16 protein-coding genes and 1 riboswitch are annotated in these 20,292 nt (G+C 43.1%); of the genes, 11 read left to right on the top strand and 5 right to left on the bottom strand.

The annotated features are described in order from the left end of the window. Window positions 1–134: 134 nt before the first annotated feature. The gene (locus L6773_RS15355; protein WP_237855325.1) at window positions 135–1,211 is read right to left on the bottom strand and encodes a porin; all 1,077 of its coding nucleotides are present in this window, start codon (window positions 1,209–1,211) and stop codon (window positions 135–137) included. A 224-nt stretch (window positions 1,212–1,435) separates the two neighbouring features. On the opposite strand from L6773_RS15355, the gene L6773_RS15350 reads away from it, so the two are divergent. From L6773_RS15350 to L6773_RS15325, 6 genes are all read left to right on the top strand, one after another. Next, window positions 1,436–2,626: a M20 metallopeptidase family protein gene (locus L6773_RS15350; RefSeq protein WP_237855324.1), complete on the top strand. Its 1,191-nt coding sequence runs from the start codon at window positions 1,436–1,438 to the stop codon at window positions 2,624–2,626. A 2-nt stretch (window positions 2,627–2,628) separates the two neighbouring features. Then, window positions 2,629–3,120 carry a WbuC family cupin fold metalloprotein gene (locus L6773_RS15345; protein ID WP_237855323.1) on the top strand — a complete coding sequence of 164 codons (492 nt, stop codon included), beginning with the start codon at window positions 2,629–2,631 and terminating at the stop codon, window positions 3,118–3,120. A 15-nt stretch (window positions 3,121–3,135) separates the two neighbouring features. Further along, window positions 3,136–4,185, top strand: coding sequence for a Gfo/Idh/MocA family protein (locus tag L6773_RS15340; protein WP_237855322.1), 1,050 nt, complete (start codon window positions 3,136–3,138; stop codon window positions 4,183–4,185). A 2-nt stretch (window positions 4,186–4,187) separates the two neighbouring features. Then, on the top strand, window positions 4,188–5,117 hold the full coding sequence (locus tag L6773_RS15335) for an FAD:protein FMN transferase (RefSeq protein ID WP_237855321.1): 930 nt from the start codon (window positions 4,188–4,190) through the stop codon (window positions 5,115–5,117). Between the two features lie 115 nt (window positions 5,118–5,232). After that, window positions 5,233–6,513 (top strand): Gfo/Idh/MocA family protein, encoded by a 1,281-nt coding sequence (locus tag L6773_RS15330; protein ID WP_237855320.1) that lies wholly within the window; start codon window positions 5,233–5,235, stop codon window positions 6,511–6,513. An 838-nt stretch (window positions 6,514–7,351) separates the two neighbouring features. Next, on the top strand, window positions 7,352–8,461 hold the full coding sequence (locus L6773_RS15325; protein ID WP_237855319.1) for an NAD(P)/FAD-dependent oxidoreductase: 1,110 nt from the start codon (window positions 7,352–7,354) through the stop codon (window positions 8,459–8,461). A 149-nt stretch (window positions 8,462–8,610) separates the two neighbouring features. Here L6773_RS15325 and L6773_RS15320 read toward each other — a convergent pair whose 3' ends face one another. Then, complete coding sequence (locus L6773_RS15320; protein ID WP_237855318.1) at window positions 8,611–11,340, bottom strand: UPF0182 family membrane protein; 2,730 nt, start codon at window positions 11,338–11,340, stop codon at window positions 8,611–8,613. Window positions 11,341–11,488: 148 nt separating this feature from the next. Next, a complete protein-coding gene (locus L6773_RS15315) occupies window positions 11,489–11,776 on the bottom strand; it encodes a hypothetical protein (protein ID WP_237855317.1) in 288 nt (95 codons plus the stop codon). Between the two features lie 77 nt (window positions 11,777–11,853). Here L6773_RS15315 and L6773_RS21785 point away from each other — a divergent pair, with 77 nt between their 5' ends. The 4 genes from L6773_RS21785 (at window position 11,854) to L6773_RS15300 (ending at window position 15,023) form a co-directional block, all read left to right on the top strand. Then, window positions 11,854–12,021 (top strand): zinc ribbon domain-containing protein, encoded by a 168-nt coding sequence (locus L6773_RS21785; protein WP_369431585.1) that lies wholly within the window; start codon window positions 11,854–11,856, stop codon window positions 12,019–12,021. Between the two features lie 205 nt (window positions 12,022–12,226). Beyond that, on the top strand, window positions 12,227–13,432 hold the full coding sequence (locus L6773_RS15310; protein WP_237855316.1) for an MFS transporter: 1,206 nt from the start codon (window positions 12,227–12,229) through the stop codon (window positions 13,430–13,432). A 276-nt stretch (window positions 13,433–13,708) separates the two neighbouring features. Then, window positions 13,709–14,284, top strand: a complete 576-nt coding sequence (gene msrA / locus L6773_RS15305) for a peptide-methionine (S)-S-oxide reductase MsrA (RefSeq protein ID WP_369431586.1) — start codon at window positions 13,709–13,711, stop codon at window positions 14,282–14,284. 196 nt (window positions 14,285–14,480) lie between these two features. Then, window positions 14,481–15,023 (top strand): DUF2911 domain-containing protein, encoded by a 543-nt coding sequence (locus L6773_RS15300; RefSeq protein ID WP_237855314.1) that lies wholly within the window; start codon window positions 14,481–14,483, stop codon window positions 15,021–15,023. 60 nt (window positions 15,024–15,083) lie between these two features. On the opposite strand, the gene L6773_RS15295 is transcribed toward L6773_RS15300, so the two are convergent. Together L6773_RS15295 and L6773_RS15290 are read right to left on the bottom strand one after the other, a co-directional pair. After that, a complete protein-coding gene (locus tag L6773_RS15295) occupies window positions 15,084–15,935 on the bottom strand; it encodes a hypothetical protein (protein WP_237855313.1) in 852 nt (283 codons plus the stop codon). Between the two features lie 355 nt (window positions 15,936–16,290). Continuing rightward, complete coding sequence (locus L6773_RS15290; protein ID WP_237855312.1) at window positions 16,291–18,762, bottom strand: TonB-dependent receptor; 2,472 nt, start codon at window positions 18,760–18,762, stop codon at window positions 16,291–16,293. 55 nt (window positions 18,763–18,817) lie between these two features. Next, window positions 18,818–18,919, bottom strand: a riboswitch (TPP riboswitch). A gap of 63 nt (window positions 18,920–18,982) precedes the next feature. Between L6773_RS15290 and L6773_RS15285 the strand changes: the two genes are divergently transcribed. Next, window positions 18,983–20,227: a M28 family peptidase gene (locus L6773_RS15285; protein ID WP_237855311.1), complete on the top strand. Its 1,245-nt coding sequence runs from the start codon at window positions 18,983–18,985 to the stop codon at window positions 20,225–20,227. Window positions 20,228–20,292: the final 65 nt, after the last annotated feature.

Raw genomic sequence — 20,292 nt, 5'->3', positions numbered from 1 at the left:
CCTGAAAGAGTCCCTTGCCATGAAGTCGAACTCTGCGAGGACCTGTCGGACTCTCGCAGGTTCTTTATAAAGATACTTTTAAATGGTAAACGCGTAACAATATGTAGATTTGTATTCAGAAAAACCGAATCAAACTACGGAATAAATTTTAGCTGGAGTGCGAGAACAACCATCGATTCGTTAAGATTCATCGGTCCGGATTCGCTAAAGGAGTAATCCAGGTGGAGCCTGGCAATTTCAGTACTGTCGAGATGTATCAGGCGCGTAACACCAAAGGTGTATTGGTTAGAGGAAAAATTATCCGAATTTCCCTTCAACTGATCGAAACGAGCTGAAATATTCCAATTTTGAGTAATGTTATATCCCGTTAATGCATAAAAACCCGAAAGAGAAAATGGCTCACCCGGAGTTGAAGAGATCTCCCAGTTATCGTCATTTGAATTGAAAGAGATATACTCGGCATTGGCAAAGAATCCGGTGAGGAGTAGATTTTCAAAAGATGCACGGAGTGACCATGATGTTCTGTTAATATCAATCGGTTCCGAGCCATGTTGTATGAGGTTTCGTTGCTGATTAGTAGACAGATGTGCCCCCAGTTCAACCCCTTCAATGATTTCATAATCAACTCTACCACCAATCAACCCGCTGCCAAAATTTCTGTCAAAAAAAGTGAAACCGGGCTGATGTATTCGACCCAAACCATTACTGATCTGGATCCCGTACCACAATTTTCCAAGAGTACCGAATGCAACGACTCCTACATCCCGAAAAGCATTATATCCCATCATGGATGATATTTTTGTAGTCACTGAGGGGCGTTCAACCAATAACAGTTTTGAGGAGAAATGTCGAGAGGTATCATAAGATTGTCCGGGCATTACCATTTGACCAGATCTAAGGGTAAGCTTTTCGGAAAGTTTTGCATCCAGGTAAAGATCAAGCAGAGACCTGTTTTCAGCTGTTAATTCAACCCAGGAACGTATGCTAAAGGTTTCTGAAATTGTTCCCTTTGCAGTGAGACGAGCTCTCCTGATTTTGAAGCTTGAGCTGTGTTCAGTTTGAACATTTAAAACAGGCAAATTTCCCGTGGAGGTATAAAGAACATCTTCATCATGATTTGCGATATACCATGCCTGAAGATACCCGCCAAATTCTAAGTCTGTCTGTGAGTACGTTTGATGAGGGTAAAACTGTATGAAAAAAAATGTCAATAAAAATAAAACCGATTGATAAAGTCTCATCTTGGTGTGATAATAGCCGAAGAATTATTCGATCTTTTCAACTCTCAAATATTTTGTCTATACACAAAACTATCTATCACAGATGAAGAATACGTTAAGATCTCTTTTTATTATATTGAATTGGAAATTTCAGGCAACCGGTAATCTGTATTTTTCAGAAGAAAAAGATCCAGAACATTTTAGATACAATTTTCATGACAACTGACTTACAAAACCTAATCCAACAGAAAACAGATGAATATTTTGAGTACATGGTTCAAATCCGGAGGCATCTCCACAAAAACCCGGAAGTGAGTTTCAAAGAGTTTGATACCACTGATTATATTCTTCATGAGCTCAAAAAAATGAAAATTGAAACACAGCGACCGATGGAAACGGGGTGCCTTGGAGTGATCCGTGGAAATGGATCGGATCGGGTGATTGCACTTCGAACCGATATCGATGCCCTTGCAATGGAGGAGGAGGGAGCTGCAAAAGCAGAATTCATTTCTGAACGACCGGGTGCGGCTCATTGCTGCGGACACGACGGGCATACAGCCAACCTGTTGGGTACGGCAAAAATTTTAACCGACCTGAAGGATGAAATCGATGGAACTATAGTCCTGATCTTTCAACCCGGTGAGGAAAAACTGCCGGGTGGTGGGCGAGAACTAACTGAAACCGGGGCACTCCAGGAGTTAGGCGTTCAGGAAGTGTATGGACTTCATACCAATCCTAATTATTCACCGGGCCAGGTCGCCGTAAAACCGGGACCTCTGATGGCCTGTACTGTTGAGTTTGAAGTGATCATTCATGGGAAGGGCGGCCACGCCGCTACCCCGCATACAACTGTTGATCCGATTGTGTTGGCGTCTCAAATCATCACTCAATTTCAAACGATTGTCAGCCGGTCGATGGATCCAACAGAACCGGCAGTGATTACAGTAGGAAAAATTGAGGCGGGATCAGCATTTAATGTAATTCCTGAGAGGGCAAAAATGCTGGGAACTGTTCGGGCTTTTTCTATGGAAACGGCGCGATTCATCAAACAACGAATGGAAGAGGTGATTAAAGGTACAACACAAGGTGCCGGTGCCACCTATGATTTTGATTTTGTGGAGGGTTACCCTGCTGTTCTGAATGATGAAGGTTGTACCAAAAATGTAGTGAATGCCGCAAAAGCAATTTTAGGGGATGAAAATGTGATCAACCTGAAAAAACCTGTGATGGCAGGCGAGGATTTTGCTTTTTATCAGCAGGAGTTTCCCGGAACATTTTTCTTTTTGGGAACGGGAAGTGATGAGGCTGATTCAAAGTGGAGCTGGCATCATCCGCGATACAACATTGATGAGCGAGCTTTCAAAACCGGTGCCGCACTGATGGCCGGTCTTGCGCTTGGAGCTTAGATATGTCAAAGCTGGCGTTCGATAATGTATCCGGTGATCTGTTTCAATTATCAGAAGAGATGATTGAAAGTGGGTTGAGGGAATCGCGTAAAAGTGATCGAAAGCGAATAATACTTCCCATCCACCGGGAACAGGATGCGAAAGTTCAGCGAATGATCAATTTCCTTCAGCCGGGAACCTATATACGTCCGCACAAACATCCGCTCGATCATGCCTCGGAATCTTTGGTTATCATTCAGGGAAGCATTCGGTTTTATACTTTCGATGAAGATGGGAGTTTAATGACTATCCATAAAGTAAATTCAAAACCGCTGCCGGGAGTCGTAGACATTGAACCTCGAGTCTGGCATTCATTCATCGTTTTGGAGGACGATACGATTCTCTTTGAGTGTAAAAAAGGCCCTTATGATGCCGAGACGGATAAATACTTTGCAGATTGGTCTCCGAAGGAAGGAAGTGAAAAAGTTAAAGAATGGATGGAAAATTTTAATTGAAATCAACCGGAAATAATGAGTAATCACTCCAAAAAATTAAGATTTGGAATAGTTGGATTAGGTGTAATCTCTTACAGACACGCTCAATCCATCGCAGATGCTGAGAATGCTGAATTGGTGGCTGCAAGCAGCCGCACAGAGGAAAACAGGGATAAATTTTCAAATGAGTTTGATGTCCGGATGTTTGCCGATTTCGAGGAGATGCTCAAGCAGGATGATATCGATGCGGTAAGCATCTGTACGCCAAGCGGAACGCACATGGATTTTGGAATAAAGGCTGCAGAAGCCGGAAAACATGTAGTGGTTGATAAGCCGATAGAGGTTACAGTAGATCGGGGGCAGAAGTTAGTGGACGCCTGCAAGAAAAATGGAGTGAAGCTGGCTGTAATCTATCAAAACCGGTTTTCGAATGCTGTGTTGCAATTAAAAGATGCGGTAGATTCAGGAAAAATCGGTAAGCCGGTGATGGCCCGCGGAACGGTAAAATGGTTTAGGACCCAGGAATATTATAAAGGATCAAATTGGCGTGGAACCCTGGAACTGGATGGCGGCGGAGCATTGATCAATCAATCCATTCACACTCTCGATCTATTAATCTGGATTTTAGGAGATCTGAAATGTGTCTTTGGCATGAAAGATACGTTAACACACGAGGGAATTGAGGCAGAAGATAATCTCATCGCTTCCCTGCGATTTGCAAATGGAGCTCTGGGAATTTTTGAGGCATCTACCTCGATTGTTCCGGCTCAACCCCGCACTATAGAAATAAATGGTTCAAAGGGGACAGCTGTGTTGAGGGGAGATCAATTTGAACTGGAATTAGAGGATAAACAAGCAAGTACTGATTTTAGTCATGAAAGTGATGAAGAATTCTTTTTGAAGCAGTATGATGAAATTGTGAATGCAATTTTAAAGGGCAAAGAACCTCCTGTATCCGGTGAAGAATCCTTGTTATCCCTGGCGGCTGTAGAAGCAATTTATGATTCGTGTGGGAATCATTCAGCGATCAATCCGTCAAAATATATTTCTGACGATTTTTATTCTTCCAAAAAACTCTATTCATAAAAATGTCGAAAACGCTCAACTTGTACAGAAACGGTTTTTATGCAATGGCCACGCGGTTTTTTGTGTTGATTCCGGAACTGGAAGATGGATCCGGTGATGAGCTTTTTCAGAAGATCAAGGATGAGGTGAACCGAATTGAATCTCGACTAAGCAGGTTTATAAAGGAGAGTGAAATTTCAAAAATTAATCGCGAAGCTTTTAAGGCTGATGTTGAAACGGATGACGAATGTTTTGAGATTTTAAGTGCCTGTAAATATGGCTGGAAAATGACCGACGGTGCTTTTGATATCACACTCCGCCCTTTAATGGACTACTGGAAAAATGAGGACAATCAACCTGATGAAACTCTTCAAGCCGTTAAAGAATCCGTTGGAATGCAGCATGTAGAGTTGGATGAGGAGAATCAAACCGTTGGTTTTAAAAATGAGAATACGGAATTGGATCTGGGTGGGTTCGGTAAAGGATATGCTCTTGAAAAGATAAAACAGATGATTGAAAGCTCAGCAATAAAAGACGCTTTTATCAGTTTTGGTGAGAGTTCGGTATTGGCGATGGGCGAACATCCGGCGGGTGGAGCGTGGAAAATTGGGATCAATGATTATACAAATCCCGGGAATTCGATTCATGAGTTTGAGGTGAGCAACGGATCGGTCTCTACATCCAGTAATTTCTTTTTGAATGATGAGGGTGTATTACAGAACCATACACACATTATTAATCCGAAAACCGGCAAACCGCATGAAAATTTTACAGCTGCAAGTGTTTCTGCACGTTCTCCAATTTTAGCAGAAATATTATCCACAGCTTGTTTGCTTTTATCAGACGAAAAAATTCGTGAACTGATGGAAAAATATGATGATATTGAAATAATAAAGGTTGATTATGAACCGGAAAAACCGGAGGTAAGTGAATTTAAGTCAATAGGAGAATAACAATGCAATCTCAAAACAACGAAAAAGGGATTGCCACACTCTATTCACTTCATTCTTCCCTTTGCAATGACTGAGAATAATTTAAGAAAAGGCAAAATTAAAAACTGACACTCCCATGAGCATCAACAGAAAGCAATTCCTCGAAATGACGGCAGCATTAGCCGGATCATCCATCATGACGTCTACAATGCCCTGGTTTTCAATTTTCAACAATCCGGCACCCATCGGAAAGGACGCTTCCGACAGAGTTCGCCTTGGAGTAATCGGAGTGGGATCAAGAGGCACGGGATTAGTGCAAAATCTCCAGGAGCTTGAGAAAACCATGAATATTGAGATCGCCGCTGTCTGTGATAACTATGAACCACATTATGATCGTGCCATAGAACTGACCGGCGGGAACGCCGAGGCTTTTCTTGATTATCGAGAGATGCTGGAAGAAGTGGACCTGGACGGTGTTGTGATTGCCACGCCACTTTATGAGCACGCTCAAATGACGATGGATGCGATGCAGGCAGGTTTACATGTGTACTGCGAGAAAGCGATGGCTCGTCACCTCGAAGATGTAAAAGCTATGTACGAAACACATCTTGAAGAGGATAAAATTTTGTTGATTGGACACCAGAGGCTTTTCAACCCGGTATACCTGCAATCGATGGAAAAAATTAAGCGTGGGGACCTGGGGCCGCTGGTAATGATGCGTGGTTGGTGGACCCGAAATACAGATTGGGTTTTTTATGATAATACGGGGGGACGCGGAACAGAGTTGGATCGACGGCTCAACTGGCGTTTTTACGAAGATCTGTCCGCCGGGATGATATCAGAACTTGGTTCTCATCATTTCCAGGTAGCTAATTGGGTCTTGGGATCGCCGCCTGAATCGGTCATGGGAAGCGGTAGTATTAACTATTTTGATGACGGAAGGGAAGTGTATGACAATTTCGGCCTGATATTCAGATATCCTGATAACATACATTTTGTATATGATTGTATCACCAGTAATAAGCACAATGGCGTACAGGTCCAGGTGATGGGGAATGACGGTACGCTGGAATTAGAATCAAATATGCAGTACCAGGAGAATCCGCCCGAACCGCCGGCTATGCAAAAGTTGGTAGAATGTATTGAGCAGAACAAGAATGAGGCCATTCCGATTGGCGGTGCTACTTGGGTTCTGAATTCACCCGTTAGGATGGGCGGTGAATATATCACACCTGAGTATGATATGAATGATACGCTTCTCTACCTGGAAGGGTTTGTAAATTTCATCAGAAAAGGAATTGCTCCTGAAAAACTGACTAAAGAAGGATACAACGCTTCGGTTTGGACTCTTCTCGCTGAACAAGCGACCAAAACCGGTGAGATGGTAACTGCCCCCGAGGAATATATTCTGAGTTAAGGAAAATACCCTTTGAAGGGGAATGTGAGCACGACGAATGTCGTGAGAACTTTGGGGTTGATCATCCTGTTCAAGAATTCCTGCGAATGGGTCCAAGTTGCAAACTTGAACCAGTATGAGTTCATGAATGCCTGTGAATGGGTCCAAGTTACAAACTTGAACCAGTTTTTTTCGAGCCGAAGGTGAACTCGGGGGATGACCTTGCATCGCAAGTACACTCCTCTTGATGTCTCAAGAACATTTGAGAAATCATGTCTCCCCTGAAAGGGAGAGTTCCTCGATCCGAAGGTCTCTGCTTCTGATTAGACATTAAATTTTGAAGAAGCTGAGCTTCTATTCGCCACACCGAAGCAGGAGCTTCGGTTCGAGTAAGTGAAGTCTGTCGTAGAATAAAAAGTTTGGCAGGCGCAAATAAAAAAAGCGCCCGTAACACATCTGATCATTCTTCCTGTCCGAAAGAGATTCACAAAAAGGCCGCGGACTATTGTTTCGGCCTATCGACATTCTCACCGTAGTGGTCTTGCCAAGTGTGTTCAATAGTAATTAGCACAATTTCTGAATCGTTGTCAATACCCAAACTCAATTACTTTCCCACAACTTTTCCACAAAGTTATCCACATTTGATTTTGATGCAAGATTGCTAACAGGCATAGATTTTTCTCACTCGTTATTATTACTATCAGTGAATCTTGCTTTGAAAATTCAAAATAACAAGCATCCATTTCCAAAAAGTTCTGAATTCAGACTAATGCATTCAGCCGTATATGTTTTTGGGATTTGAAATTTGGTATTTTTCAGACCGATAAAATCTTTTTGAACAGATCTGTAAGTAATTTATATGAAAACAACAGTACCTGAATTCTCCTTCTGGGAACGTGAAGAATGGCTTAAATCACCCGATCTCTTTATTGTAGGTGCAGGAATTGTCGGGGCATCGGTGGCACTCTTTTATAAGGAGAAATATCCTGATCACGATGTAGTTGTTGCGGACCGAGGTTATGCGCCTTATGGAGCGAGTACGCGAAATGCTGGTTTTGCGTGTATTGGTTCTATTTCAGAGCACCTGGCTGATATCAAAAAAGCGGGAGAAGAGACAGTATTCAATCGAATAGAACGACGGTGGAATGGATTGAAACTGTTGAGAAAAACCATCGGTGACGAAAATATGGATTATATCCATACAGGTGGATATGAAATATTTACGGATGAAAAGAAATTTAAGCAATCAAGTGATCAGATTGATCGAATCAATCAAATCCTGGAAAATCGCCTGGCTTTGGAGAATGTATATTCAGCAACAAAATACCAGGGCTACCCGGTGATAAAAAACAGGGTGGAGGGGGCCATCAACAGTGGCAGGATGATGAGGCATCTACATGAAATGCTTTCGAAGGCGGGTGTACGAATTTGGTGGAATTGCCCTGTTACTTCGGTGAAATCAAATCGTGCCGTATTGAATGATTCTTTTGAAATCACGCCCAAAAAAATGGTGCTTGCAGTCAATGGATTCATATCAAAACTGGCGGAGATACCTGTAAAGCCGGCCAGGGGATTTATTTTTATCACGCAACCTGTCAAGAATTTTGAATGGAAAGGAATTTTCCACTACAACGAAGGTTACGTTTATTTCAGAGATTTGGGAGATCGTTTGCTATTAGGTGGCGGGCGCGATCAGTCGATGGATGATGAAACAACGGATCAGTTTGGGACGAATCAAACCATCAAAAATTACCTGATCGATTTTGCTGAGAATGTTCTCAGGATTCCTTCTGACTTTGAGATTGATATGGAGTGGAGTGGAATCATGGGAATGACGGAGAATAAGGAGCCGATCATAAAAGAGGTTGAAACGAACGTTTGGGCTGCAGCCGGATTAAGTGGTATGGGAATTGCTATCGGGATGCAGGTGGCACAGGATGTTGTGTCAAAGCTGAGAAATGAGTTATAAAATGATTATTAATGTTTGAAAAAGGCACAAGTCTGGAGACTTGCGCCAGCTCAATACACAAGCAAAAAGGCACAAGCGAGGACACTTGCGCCATTTCAGCAATTAATAGATCCGCGAAGCCTCAGTCAGTCTTCGCGGATCTCTACACTTTAATTATCATTAATCAGCCCATCCAGCTCATTTAATAATTCGCCGTATCGAGCATAATCACCATCTTCGAGGGCTGTTCTCAAGTCAGCCCAGATAGATCGGATTTCATCCAATTGTTCAGCAATTTGAGGATCTATCATTAGGCTGTCGCCGGATGCCTGGGCGGCAATTTGCCGTTGCGCCAATTCGGTTGCTGTTTCCGGTACGATAAAGTCGGCGTCTTGTCCGAACAAGTCAAAAATAGCTTCTTCAATGGTCGGCTGCATTGCTATATCATCACCAAGGGCTACAATGACTCGCTGAAGCTGTGGAATATCCACTCCTTCAGCCAAGAGAAAAACAGGTTCAACGTAGAGGAATGAATTTTCGATGGGAATCACCATCAGGTTTCCGCGAATTACGCGTGACCCTCTCTGGTCCCAAAGTGCAATTTGCCGGGAGATTTCCGGGTCCTGGTCTATGCGGGCTTCGATCTGAGCAGGTCCGTAAATCAACCGCTCTTTAGGCAATTTATAAACAATCAGGTCGCCGTAATTTGCAGCATCGGATTTGGCTGCCATCCAGGAGATCATATTGTCCCTGTTCTCCGGTGTGAGCGGACTGATGAGCATAAACTCCAGGTTGGGATCGTCGGGAAGACGGGCTAGCACATAATACGGTTCCATGATCAGTTGCTGACCGCCATACTTTTCATTAGGGCGTGTCCAGAGATCTTCCTGGTTGTAAAAGACTTGGGGAGCGGTCATGTGATATCGCGAATAGGTTTTAATCTGAACTTCGAACAGATCCTGTGGATACCTGAAATGATTTTCCATTCCATCGGGCAAATCGGAGATGGGTTTGAATAAATCTGGGAAAAGAGAATCATATACTTTCAAAACAGGATCTTCTTCATCGATTACATAATAATCTACGGAACCTTCATAGGCGTCAATTACAATTTTTACCGAATTTCGGATGTAGTTATACTGTCCCTCGTACTGTTCGGAATAGGGGAAATAAGAGGAAGTGGTGTATGCATCCTGAATCCAGTAGAGTTTTCCGTTGTTGAGAACCAGATATGGATCACTGTCGAGCTGCAGAAAAGGTGTGATTTTGTTGATCCGCTCCTGCACGCTTCGCCAGGTTTGAAGACGGCTGTCATCTTGAATATAGTCCGAGAGCAGAATGTTTATATCACTCAATTCCCAGGCAAACAGAAGTTTTCTGAAAATATTATTAAACGGAATTCCACCCGTGCCATCATAATGGATATAAACATTCTCATCCCCCTCAGGGTAGTGAAGTTCTTCCACACCACTGTTCACAATGTAGTAGCCTGAACTGTTTTCGCCATAATAAATGGCGGGATTTTCTACACTCAGATCATCGCTTTCATATACTGGCGGCAGATTTCGTACCATCAGAATGGGCTCGCCCTGGCTATTGGTTTCCGTTACTGGACTCATCACCATTCCATACCCGTGTGTGTATTGCATATGGCGGTTCACCCATGTATCGGACTGGCTGGGCAGGTCTCTTGCAATTTCCCGGGCCGAGAGCATCATCTGTTTTACGTCGCCATCTACAGTGTAGCGATCGTTGTCTACAGTGTAAAATTCATAATAGGATCGAATCTCCTGGAGTTGTTTGTAAGTACCTATAAGAAGCCGCGGATCCCATAGTCGGATATTATCAACGGCATCTTGATTGTTACGGATGTCGGTAATTCCAAGGGTGTCGTCTGCTTCGTACTCAATTTCCTGGACGTCATCAAGATTGTACGCCAGCCGGGTCATATCTATATTTTTTTCCAGGTATGGTGTTTCCAGTTCCAGTTCGTTTGGTTCAACACTGAACTGTTGAACGAAGGAGGGAATTAAAACCCGGCCCAATACCATCACAGCAAAAAACAGTGCCAGAACAGCCGGAATATATTTTGTGAGTTTAATCCAGCGGTTCAGAAAAAAGATTAAAGAGAGAAGAAGTGATAAAATAAACAGAATCCAGATAGAGGGAAGCTGTATCAGCACATCTGTATAACCGGCACCGAATACAATTCCATCAGCCTTAAAGAGCAGTTCATATCGATCCAGGAAGAATCCCCATGCAAGCAGTAAAAGCCAGATTCCGGCATTTACAGCGATGTGGTTGAGAACCTTGTCGCGGGCATCAAAATTTGTGAATGACTGAACTTTGAACTCCCCGGTGAAAACGTATGCCAAAGCTAATATGGCCAAAGTTAGGAATGAGATGGAAACAAGTGACCCTTGCAATACATTCAGGAATGGCAAGTCGAACATGTAAAAACCAATATCCTTACCGAACAGCGGGTCGACCTCACCAAATTCAATTCCGCTTATAAAGCGAAGAGATTCATCCCATCGGATATAAAAGCTGAATGCAAACAGAAGAGCAATTACCAAACCGGCCAGCGTAAAAAACTGCTTCATCCGTTTATTGGTAAAATCACTCGAAAAATTAATGTTTACTCCCTGGAGCGGAGTGGCATTTAGATTTACATATTTTAGTTGGCTTGCGAGGTATCGAAAATTTGTAACAAAATATGTAGCAGCAATCAGGAATGCGCCGATTGTAAGGATTACCTGTGTACCACGCAGTGTCCAGAAAATTTGTGAATAACCGAGTTCATTGAGCCACATCAACTCAAAAATCCAGGTAGATGAAATGGACAAAAGAATCAACGGGATAGCGATCAAAAGAAAAAGTCGGATAAATCTTGGAGACATAAAGGATTTAACTCATTTCAGATTGAGAAACAGTATAACAAAATAAGGATTGAAAGCCTTAAACAAGATTGAAAATCAAAACATAGTTCTATTACATTTGATTCCAGCAGAATCAATCCTTATCAATAAAGATCAGAAGAAACAATCGTTAAATGATTCCTCCGGGATGTCTGCGTTCATCTTCGATATGATATGCGTGCCATGCAATCGCAATTATAAAGAATACCGGAATAAGAAGCCCGATGCCGGCCGTTGCAAATCCTAAGATTAGAGCGACCCAAATTAAAAACGGGCTTATAATCATTATACCGGCACCAATTCGGTATTGACCTTTATAAATATGGCCCAAACCGGGTATAATACTTGAAATAGCAGCAATAACATTTCGCGAAGTCGTCAGACCTTGAGTTGTATTTGAATGTTCGTGAGTTACCATAGTAACCTCCCTCTATTACTCCTAATTACAATGTACTATGATTCGGTTAAGAGGATATGAATTTTTATTATTGACTGATGAGTAACCAAGAAAAAACAAAAGAGTGCCCCGGTTGTGCAATGGACGTACCCAAAGATGCGGATGTTTGTCCAATCTGCGGATATGAATTTCCAAAGCAACCGTTGTCCGTTAAAATTGGCGTTTGGATTCTCATATTTCTGTTATTGCTCTGGTATTTTTTCTAACCTCTACTGGCAAAAATGCCCTGTATTTGGAGTATTAAGCGATGGTAGCGCTTCGTGTTAAATCATTGTAAATCATTCATTTTCGGCTTTAGAAGCCGTATTTTATGATCAAGAAAAAGAAAGCTGACAGCTTTCAGGTCTTGGCGATGAAGTCAAGATCGATGATGCATCATATTTTAGAAATAAATATTACTACAGATTCTCTATGACCTACCTGGCATTTGTCAGAAAAGAGAGGCGACTTCTCTCATTTGCAGTTTCATTCACATTTTTTTCAAGCTTCGGGCAAACTTTTCTGATCTCCCTGTTTGTGCCGTATTTTCTCACCGCTTTTGATTTGAGTAATGCCACATTCGGTTCACTCTACTCAGCGGCAACCTTAACAAGTGCCGTTGCACTACCGTGGCTGGGTCAGTGGATCGACAGAATTCCACTTCGCCAATACAGTATGTATGTGGCAATCGGATTATTAATTGCCAGCTTGGTGATGGCTGTATCCTGGCATATCTCTATGTTGTTTATCGGGCTTATTTTACTCCGTCTTTCAGGGCAGGGCTTGAGTGGTCACACTGCTCAAACCACCATGGCCCGGTATAACGATCAACTCCGCGGGAAAGCTCTCAGTATTTCCGGGATCGGCTATCCGCTGGGTGAGGCGATCTTGCCCTCAATTATTGCAGGTGTACTGGTACTGTTTCACTGGAGAACCACATGGGCGTTAATTGCAATGGTTATTGCCATCTTTTTCATCCCCGTTCTTTGGTTTTTAATCAGGAGCGAGAAAACGGCCGTTGATGATGAAATTATTGAAGAAGATAAACCATCGGCAAGCGATCAATACAAGTTGTTGGCGAGGGATGCAAGAACCTGGTATGTGGTTCCTGCAATCTTAATGCCGCCATTTTGGGTCACAGGATTGTTTTTATACCAGGTATCCGCAGCGGATCAGCTTGGGTGGTCGGCTGCCCTAATCGCATCGGCGTTTGTAGCATTTGCAGCAACGAGAATTGCTACGGGCCTATTTTCCGGGCCGGTCATCGACAGGTTCTCAGCCAAAACGATATTCCCTTTTTTATTGATACCTATGATCATTGGATTACTGGTAGGCTTCTTCTTTTCAGGAGGATGGGCCGCATTTGTCTATCTCGGTTTGATCGGTGCCACAATGGGCTTCTCCAGCACTATCAAATCTGCACTCTGGGCTGAAATGTATGGCACCAAAGTAATTGGGACGGTTCAAAGCGCATTTGCTTCCTTGATGGTTTTCAGTACCGCCTTGAGTCCGTTCTTAGTTGGGTGGCTGTTGGATCAATCTGTTACCATGAACTCTATTTTGATGATTGCTGTGATAAGCAGCGTTCTTGCAGGTATTGTCTCCTTGAAAATCATGCCTGTATTTTCCAGAAAGTGATTCTTTAAGAATTAGACTTTCAAGTGCTATCGATTATCAATTGTTCTACTACATGAATTCCTTCAGGGAAAGGATTAATTGCCTTGCAAGAAGTGTGTTGCACAAAGATTTTGATAGATATTTTTTTGCCAAAAGTGTAAACATTTTCTAACAACGAGAGTGTTTTGTTGATGAGTGGCACGTTTTTTCTAAATTATGCGTTGCCACAATAGTAAACATCAACAAGATTTATTCAGAATGAATACTTTTTTAATTCTAACCATACTTCTCTTTGGAATGACAGATATTGATAAAACTGCTGCGAATGATACCGAAACAGCTGTATTTGGAGCAGGGTGTTTTTGGTGTGTTGAAGCAATATATGAACGAGTAATTGGTGTAAAATCCGTTGAGTCGGGCTATGCCGGCGGTCACGTTGATGATCCCACCTACCGGCAGGTTGTGTCCGGAACTACAGGACATGCCGAGGTAGCGCGACTGGAATATGATCCCAATGTGATTTCTTATGAAGAGCTTCTCGAAGTTTTCTGGCACACACATAACCCCACTACAAAAAACAGACAGGGCGCAGATGTTGGCCCACAATACCGTTCTGTGATCTTTTATATGAACGATGAACAGAAGCAGATCGCGGAGGAATCGATGAAGAAAACCGATTCATCTGATCTGTGGGAAGATCCAATTGTAACAGAAATCGAGCCTCTTTCAAACTACAGTGTTGCAGAGAATTATCATCAGAATTACTACGAGAATAATCCCAACGCCGGTTACTGTTCTATTGTGATTGCTCCGAAGATTGCTAAGTTCAAGAAAGATTTTCCACATCTGCTCAGCGATAAACGAGCTTCCTGAGAATTATTGATATTGCAAACCTTCACAGTATCACACGCTGAGAAAAGGATTTTCAACCATTATAGTTGATCGATTCACTGGCGTCTTGATTTACAGAATGTAAAAACTTTGAATTTCTTAAGTTCCTGTATTGTTTACGATATCTAATTATTTACTTTACACTTAATCAATAAAACCTGAACCAAATATCTTGAATATGAAATCATTATCAACTCTTTTTCTAACTGCTTTAATTGTCGGCTTTTTGAGCCAGTCAGCAACCGCCCAGGATCGGGGAAGCGATGAAGCCCGTGTAAGTCCGAATGCAACAGTCAGCCAAACTATTGGCACCACTGAAGTGATGGTCACATATGGCCGGCCCGGTGTTCGCGACCGCGATATTTTTGGGGGCTTAGTTGCTTTTGGAGAGGTATGGAGAACCGGTGCTAACGAATCAACGGCCCTTGTTCTCTCTGATGATGTTATGATTGAAGGAGAGGAAGTATCAGCTGGCACCTATTCTATCTATACAATTCCCGGAACGGATGAATGGACAATTATCATCAACGAAAAACTTTCCTGGGGAACCCAGTACGATGAATCGATGGATTATGTGAGAGTAACTGCAGAGCCCGAAGATTCCTACTTTGTTGAGCAGTTTATGATCTACTTTGAAGATGTAACGGAAAATAGCGGCGAGCTCGTACTCCACTGGGATGACACAAAAGTACCGGTAACGATTTCTGCTGGCGGGATGTAATTTAATATTCAAGTCAAATTTGAAAAGGCTCTTCGATATATCGGAGGGCCTTTTTTTTGATCAAAAATTGAACACAAAATCTACGTACGGAATACCAAATCCAATATCAGTTCCAAGACCGGGACGGAAGAAAGCAAGGTCAAAACTCATCTTTTCACCCATAAAGCGGAGTCCGTATGATAGAACAAGTTCATCTCCGGCTTCAGGAAAAATAAAATTTTCGGTAACAAACGATATTCGTTGAATAAACCGGTAATCTCCGCCAAAATAGAGAGCATAAGTACCAATCTCATCCTCAATTGAAAAAGTTGTAACTCCACCCGTAATATTTCCCCTGTGGAAACCGTGAGTGTAGTTTGCATAACCTATGATGAGGGCATCCTCAAAGGTATTGGCAGATGCAGCTCCAAGCCCGCCTCCAAGATAGTGTCCATCAGCAACCTCGAACCCGACTTTCCCGGTAAAAAAGTAGAGCTGGTTTGAGATGCTCACACTTGGGATCATACTAAAACCGCCGGTAAAGGCAATATTGTCACTTACGGCATAGGCCACATTGTTAAAGAATACATAGATGTTTTGGTAGTATCCGCTGTTCTTCTGAAGAGGTTGAGCGGTGGGGGAGAAGAATAGGCGGCTATAATTTGGATTCTTAAACCATTGATTGCCCTTTTTTGTCAAATCGACATCGCGGATTTCCCGGACCCTGGACAAATGAATAAAGGTTCTGCCATCGGATTGTTGAAGCTCAATCTCTTCTTCTGACACGGATAGGATTGATCCGGTAAGAATAGATCCATTTTGAAGCTCTACCTCAACGGTTTTGGATGAATCGACCTCAACATCTGAGGGTGATATTTGTGCGAAGCCGATAGCTGGTAACAACAGAAATAATAAGAGAATGGTAACTCTCATTGATTGTTCGACTTAAGAGATTATAAAAGTGTCTGAATATTACTTAAAAAAATAGTGGTAGTGAATAGATCTTAAAAAAACTTTCAGGTCAGGAAATAGATTCATATAAACGGGACACTAAATACACTGCATTAAGATCCACGCTTCTTTTTGTTAAAGTACAACGGGCAGCCTGCCCGTTTCTACTTAACATTTAAAACATGGTATTTCTCAGCTCTATTATACTTTCTGTTTGAGCTTCATAATATTAGCTAAAATCAGATCATTTTACAGTCATAAGAAATACCATGTTTACGTTTAGATGGCTGGACAAGCCCCGATTGTTCGGGATGGCTTGGCCACTGTCCGGCTTATATTAAAACCTCACTTTTACATTCGCCAGGATATTCCGGCCGGCCTGGGGATAGTAGTAGTTGAAGAATCGCTCTTCTCCTCCCGATATCCATCCAAACGTATACCCATTGGATACATACTCCTCAATCAAAATATTATTGATTTGAAGAGAAGCGGTCACATTTTGAACGACGGAAAGATTATCCAGCGAGTAGGAAAACCTGAGGTCGTTTACGAGATACGGATCGATAGATCGGGCGTTGGTTTGGGTGTTATCCAAATACTGGCGAGACACATATTTGAGTGTCCACTCTGCCGTAAAACTTCCGGGACTGTAACTGAGGATTGAGTTTGCGATGGTTGATGGTGAGAACGCAATGTCCACATCAGTATAGGTTTCTGACTGCTGCCCGCCGGAGTCAAAATCATCTAAAAACCGTTGATACTCATCAATCTTATTTTGGCTGAAGGTTGCGTTGCCGCTCCATTCAAGATCTGTGAGAAGCCGAGTGCCAAATTGCAGTTCAATTCCTGCGCGATAACTATCGGGTACATTTTCGCGGATGTATCCACCTACATCATTTACAGCTCCGGTCAGAATCAACTGGTCTTTGTAATCCATGAAATAGAGATTCAAACCGGCATGAAATCGTTCAAATGTTCCGTCATAGCCCAGTTCGTAATCAAACAATCGCTCCGGATCGGGACGGCTTTCCTTGCTTGATTCCACATATTCATTGCGAGTCGGCTCTTTTCCGCCCACGCTTAGAGAAGCAAACAACCGATGCCCGCCGGCGGGACGATAGACCACCCCAAATTTTGGATTCAGGAAATCAATTCGATCCGTCTGAGTTACATCCTCAACGTCACCGGTTTGATCGTCAATTCTCAACCCGAGAAATTCATATCCTACCGTTCGATACTGCAGATCTGCAAAAGCATTGAATTCAGAGGTGAGATAATAATTCAGCTTTCCGTAGATGTTGAAGTCGGTTTTGAAGCCGTTGTTGTTATAATATTTATCTCCGATGTCGCTGTTTCCCGCAAATCGAGCCCAGATCACTTCGCCAAAATGGTCACCGTCATACTCGTTGTATCCACCGCCAATTGTGAGCGTCCAGTCTTCAGGATGTTTCCATTCCGTTGAAAAAACACCTCCATAGAAATGATTATCGAGCCAGCGTCGCCGGACTAAATCGGAGTTTGAAATCGTTTCGCCGCCAATCTGGACAGGCGATATGTTATACGTACTCAAATCATCATTTCGCTGATACTCCTCGAAATACCCTCGTCCGCGTGTATAGTGCAGTGAGGCGTTTGCATTCCATGTATCCGTAAACCTGTAGGAGTAGTGGAGCTGGTAGTGATCCTGCTGGTAGTTGTCGGTTTGATCATTATAGGTGAATTGATTGAACTGACGATTTCCCAGGTTTTCTCTCCAGTGATCAGCTTCCTCTTCACCTAAAAACAGGTTGTTGATGTACGATTCAAGCTGCTGAGAATCATTTTCAAGAATAGGTTCGGGTACTCCATTCCAGGCTTGGTAAGTGACTTCCTTACCAGAAAACACGTCCGCTTTCAACAGGCTGTTTTCTCCGTGATGCGATCCGGAAAGGTAAAACGATCTTAAATCAGATCGCGCCCGATCGATGTATCCGTCTGATTCGATTTTGGAAAGCCGGCCTTCGAATTGCCAGCCGTTGTCCATCAACCCGGAGCCGAGTTGTACATTTGCTTTTTGGGTTCCGTATGAGCCAAGTCCGGTTGTAATTTGGCCATAGGCATTGGGTCGCATCAGGGCCGTTTGAAGATTCATAGTTGCTCCAAATGCACCGGCACCCTGGGTAGAGGTGCCTACACCTCGCTGGATCTGGATATTTTGAGTGGAGGACGCCAAATCGGGCATATTCACCCAAAACACTCCGTGGGATTCGGCATCATTCAGTGGAATTCCGTTGATAGTGACATTAATTCGTCCAGGGTCAACCCCGCGAATTCGAATTCCGGTGTAACCAATTCCGGCCCCGGCATCCGATGTGGAAACAACCGATGGAGAGGAGCGCACCAGCATTGGGATATCCTGTCCAAGGTTTTGATCTTCAATCTCTTCACGACTGACATTGCTGTATGCGATTGGTGTCGATTCATCCACCCGGAGGGCGCTCACAAATACCTCACCACTCATGATCACTCGCTCTTCGAGAGCAACTTCGATGAATTCATCGGGATCGGGTACAGTTACGGTTTTGGTTTCATATCCCACAAAACTGATTGTAAGTTGGTTCACACCAGTCGTGAGTTCTATGCGGAAAGTACCGTCGGACTCTGTTGTGGTTCCGTTGGTGGTTTCGCTTTCCAAAACCGTGGCACCTTCAAGCGGTTCACCATTTTGTGTGCCCGTTACACGGCCTTCGATGGTTTGAGAGTAGAGTTGAAAAGGTATTGCAGCCAATAGGAATACTGCGAAAAGAAAAGAGTTGAATTGTTTGAGCATTACGCCTCCGTCAATTTTATAATTGAAGGAGGGGGTTGCATACTGTTTTTAACGCATGCGTGCAGATCGGTTTCCCTACGCCGGTATGATCCGGTTCAGGTTCTCAGGGTATGATCTCAGTCATGGCATTTCTACCAAGACACCCCCAACCTTTTTTGATTGGTTAAGCTTTAAAAATAGGCACGAAACTCGTATGCTTCAAACAAAAAGAATAAAAAGAATGAACCTGATCAAAAACCTCTTGCCTGCTCTGTTTTTATCTCTTCTGATATTTTCTTCATGTGAAGAAGCAGATGTGGATGAGACTCCCCAAGATTTCCTGGAAAAACATATTACCTGGCTTGCGGATGAGGAGCGTGGCGGGAGAATGGCAGGTACGCTTGATGAGGCGGAAGCTGCAAACTATATCTCCGAACAGTTTTTACAATTTGGATTGGAACCTGCAGGCGAAAGGGATACCTATATTCAGCAGTTTACGCTTGAAGGCCCCATGGTGCAGGCGATGGATTTGGAGAACAGAATATCGAGAAATGTTGTCGGTATGATTCGGGGAGAAGAGTTTCCGGATCGATTCATTGTGATTGGTGCGCATTACGACGGACAGGGAATGGGAGGTGCGATCTCTATGAATATGAATGCGGAACCGGCGCTTCACAATTCGGCGGATGACAATGCATCGGGCACAGCCGGACTTTTTTATTTGGCGAGAAAATTTGCGGGTGATCGTCCGCAGAGCAGTATCTTGATGATCGCTTTTTCAGGAGAGGAACTCGGCCTGATAGGTTCCAAACATTTTGTCGAGGAGATGGATATCGCCCCTGATTCCATCATGGGGATGATTAACCTCGATATGATCGGTCGGCTCACGAACAACGAACTCAATATTTTTGGCACGGGTACTTCCACGAAATGGGAACAAATTTTATCCTCCGTTGAAACAGATTCTCTACAAATTACGACAAGCGAAGGTGGAATGGGAGCCAGTGATCATTCTTCATTTTACCGGGCGGATATACCTGTATTGCACTATTATACAGGAACTCATGATCAGTATCACCGGGAAACGGATACGGCAGATCTGATCAATTACACCGGGATGAGGAGAGTTTTAAATCACGTTGAAGATGTAGCCAGAAGTGTGGATTCGATGTCACCTTCAGAAATGGATTTCCTGGAGTCAACCGACCAGAGAACTATGACTCGAATGAGGAATGGTGCAACACTCGGTGTGATGCCCGATTATACCTTTTCTGGTGGAGGTTTCCGGATCGATGAAGTACAACCGGATGGAACCGCAGAAACTGCCGGATTTCAGGATGGAGATATTATCATTGGAATGGATGGAAAAGAGATCAATGATATTTACGATTATATGGAAGCTTTGAATGAAGTTGAAAGAGGGGATAATGTCTCCATCTCTATTCTTCGAAATGAAAAAGAGATGGAACTGGAAGCATCGTTTTAAAACTTCCTTTTGGAGGAGTAGCGCCTTGTAACTCACAATGAATTTTTTAAAAACATAAAACAAGT

This window comes from Rhodohalobacter sulfatireducens (assembly GCF_022012475.1).
GTDB lineage: Bacteria > Bacteroidota > Rhodothermia > Balneolales > Balneolaceae > Rhodohalobacter > Rhodohalobacter sulfatireducens.
This window is presented reverse-complemented; position numbering and strand designations above follow the sequence as displayed.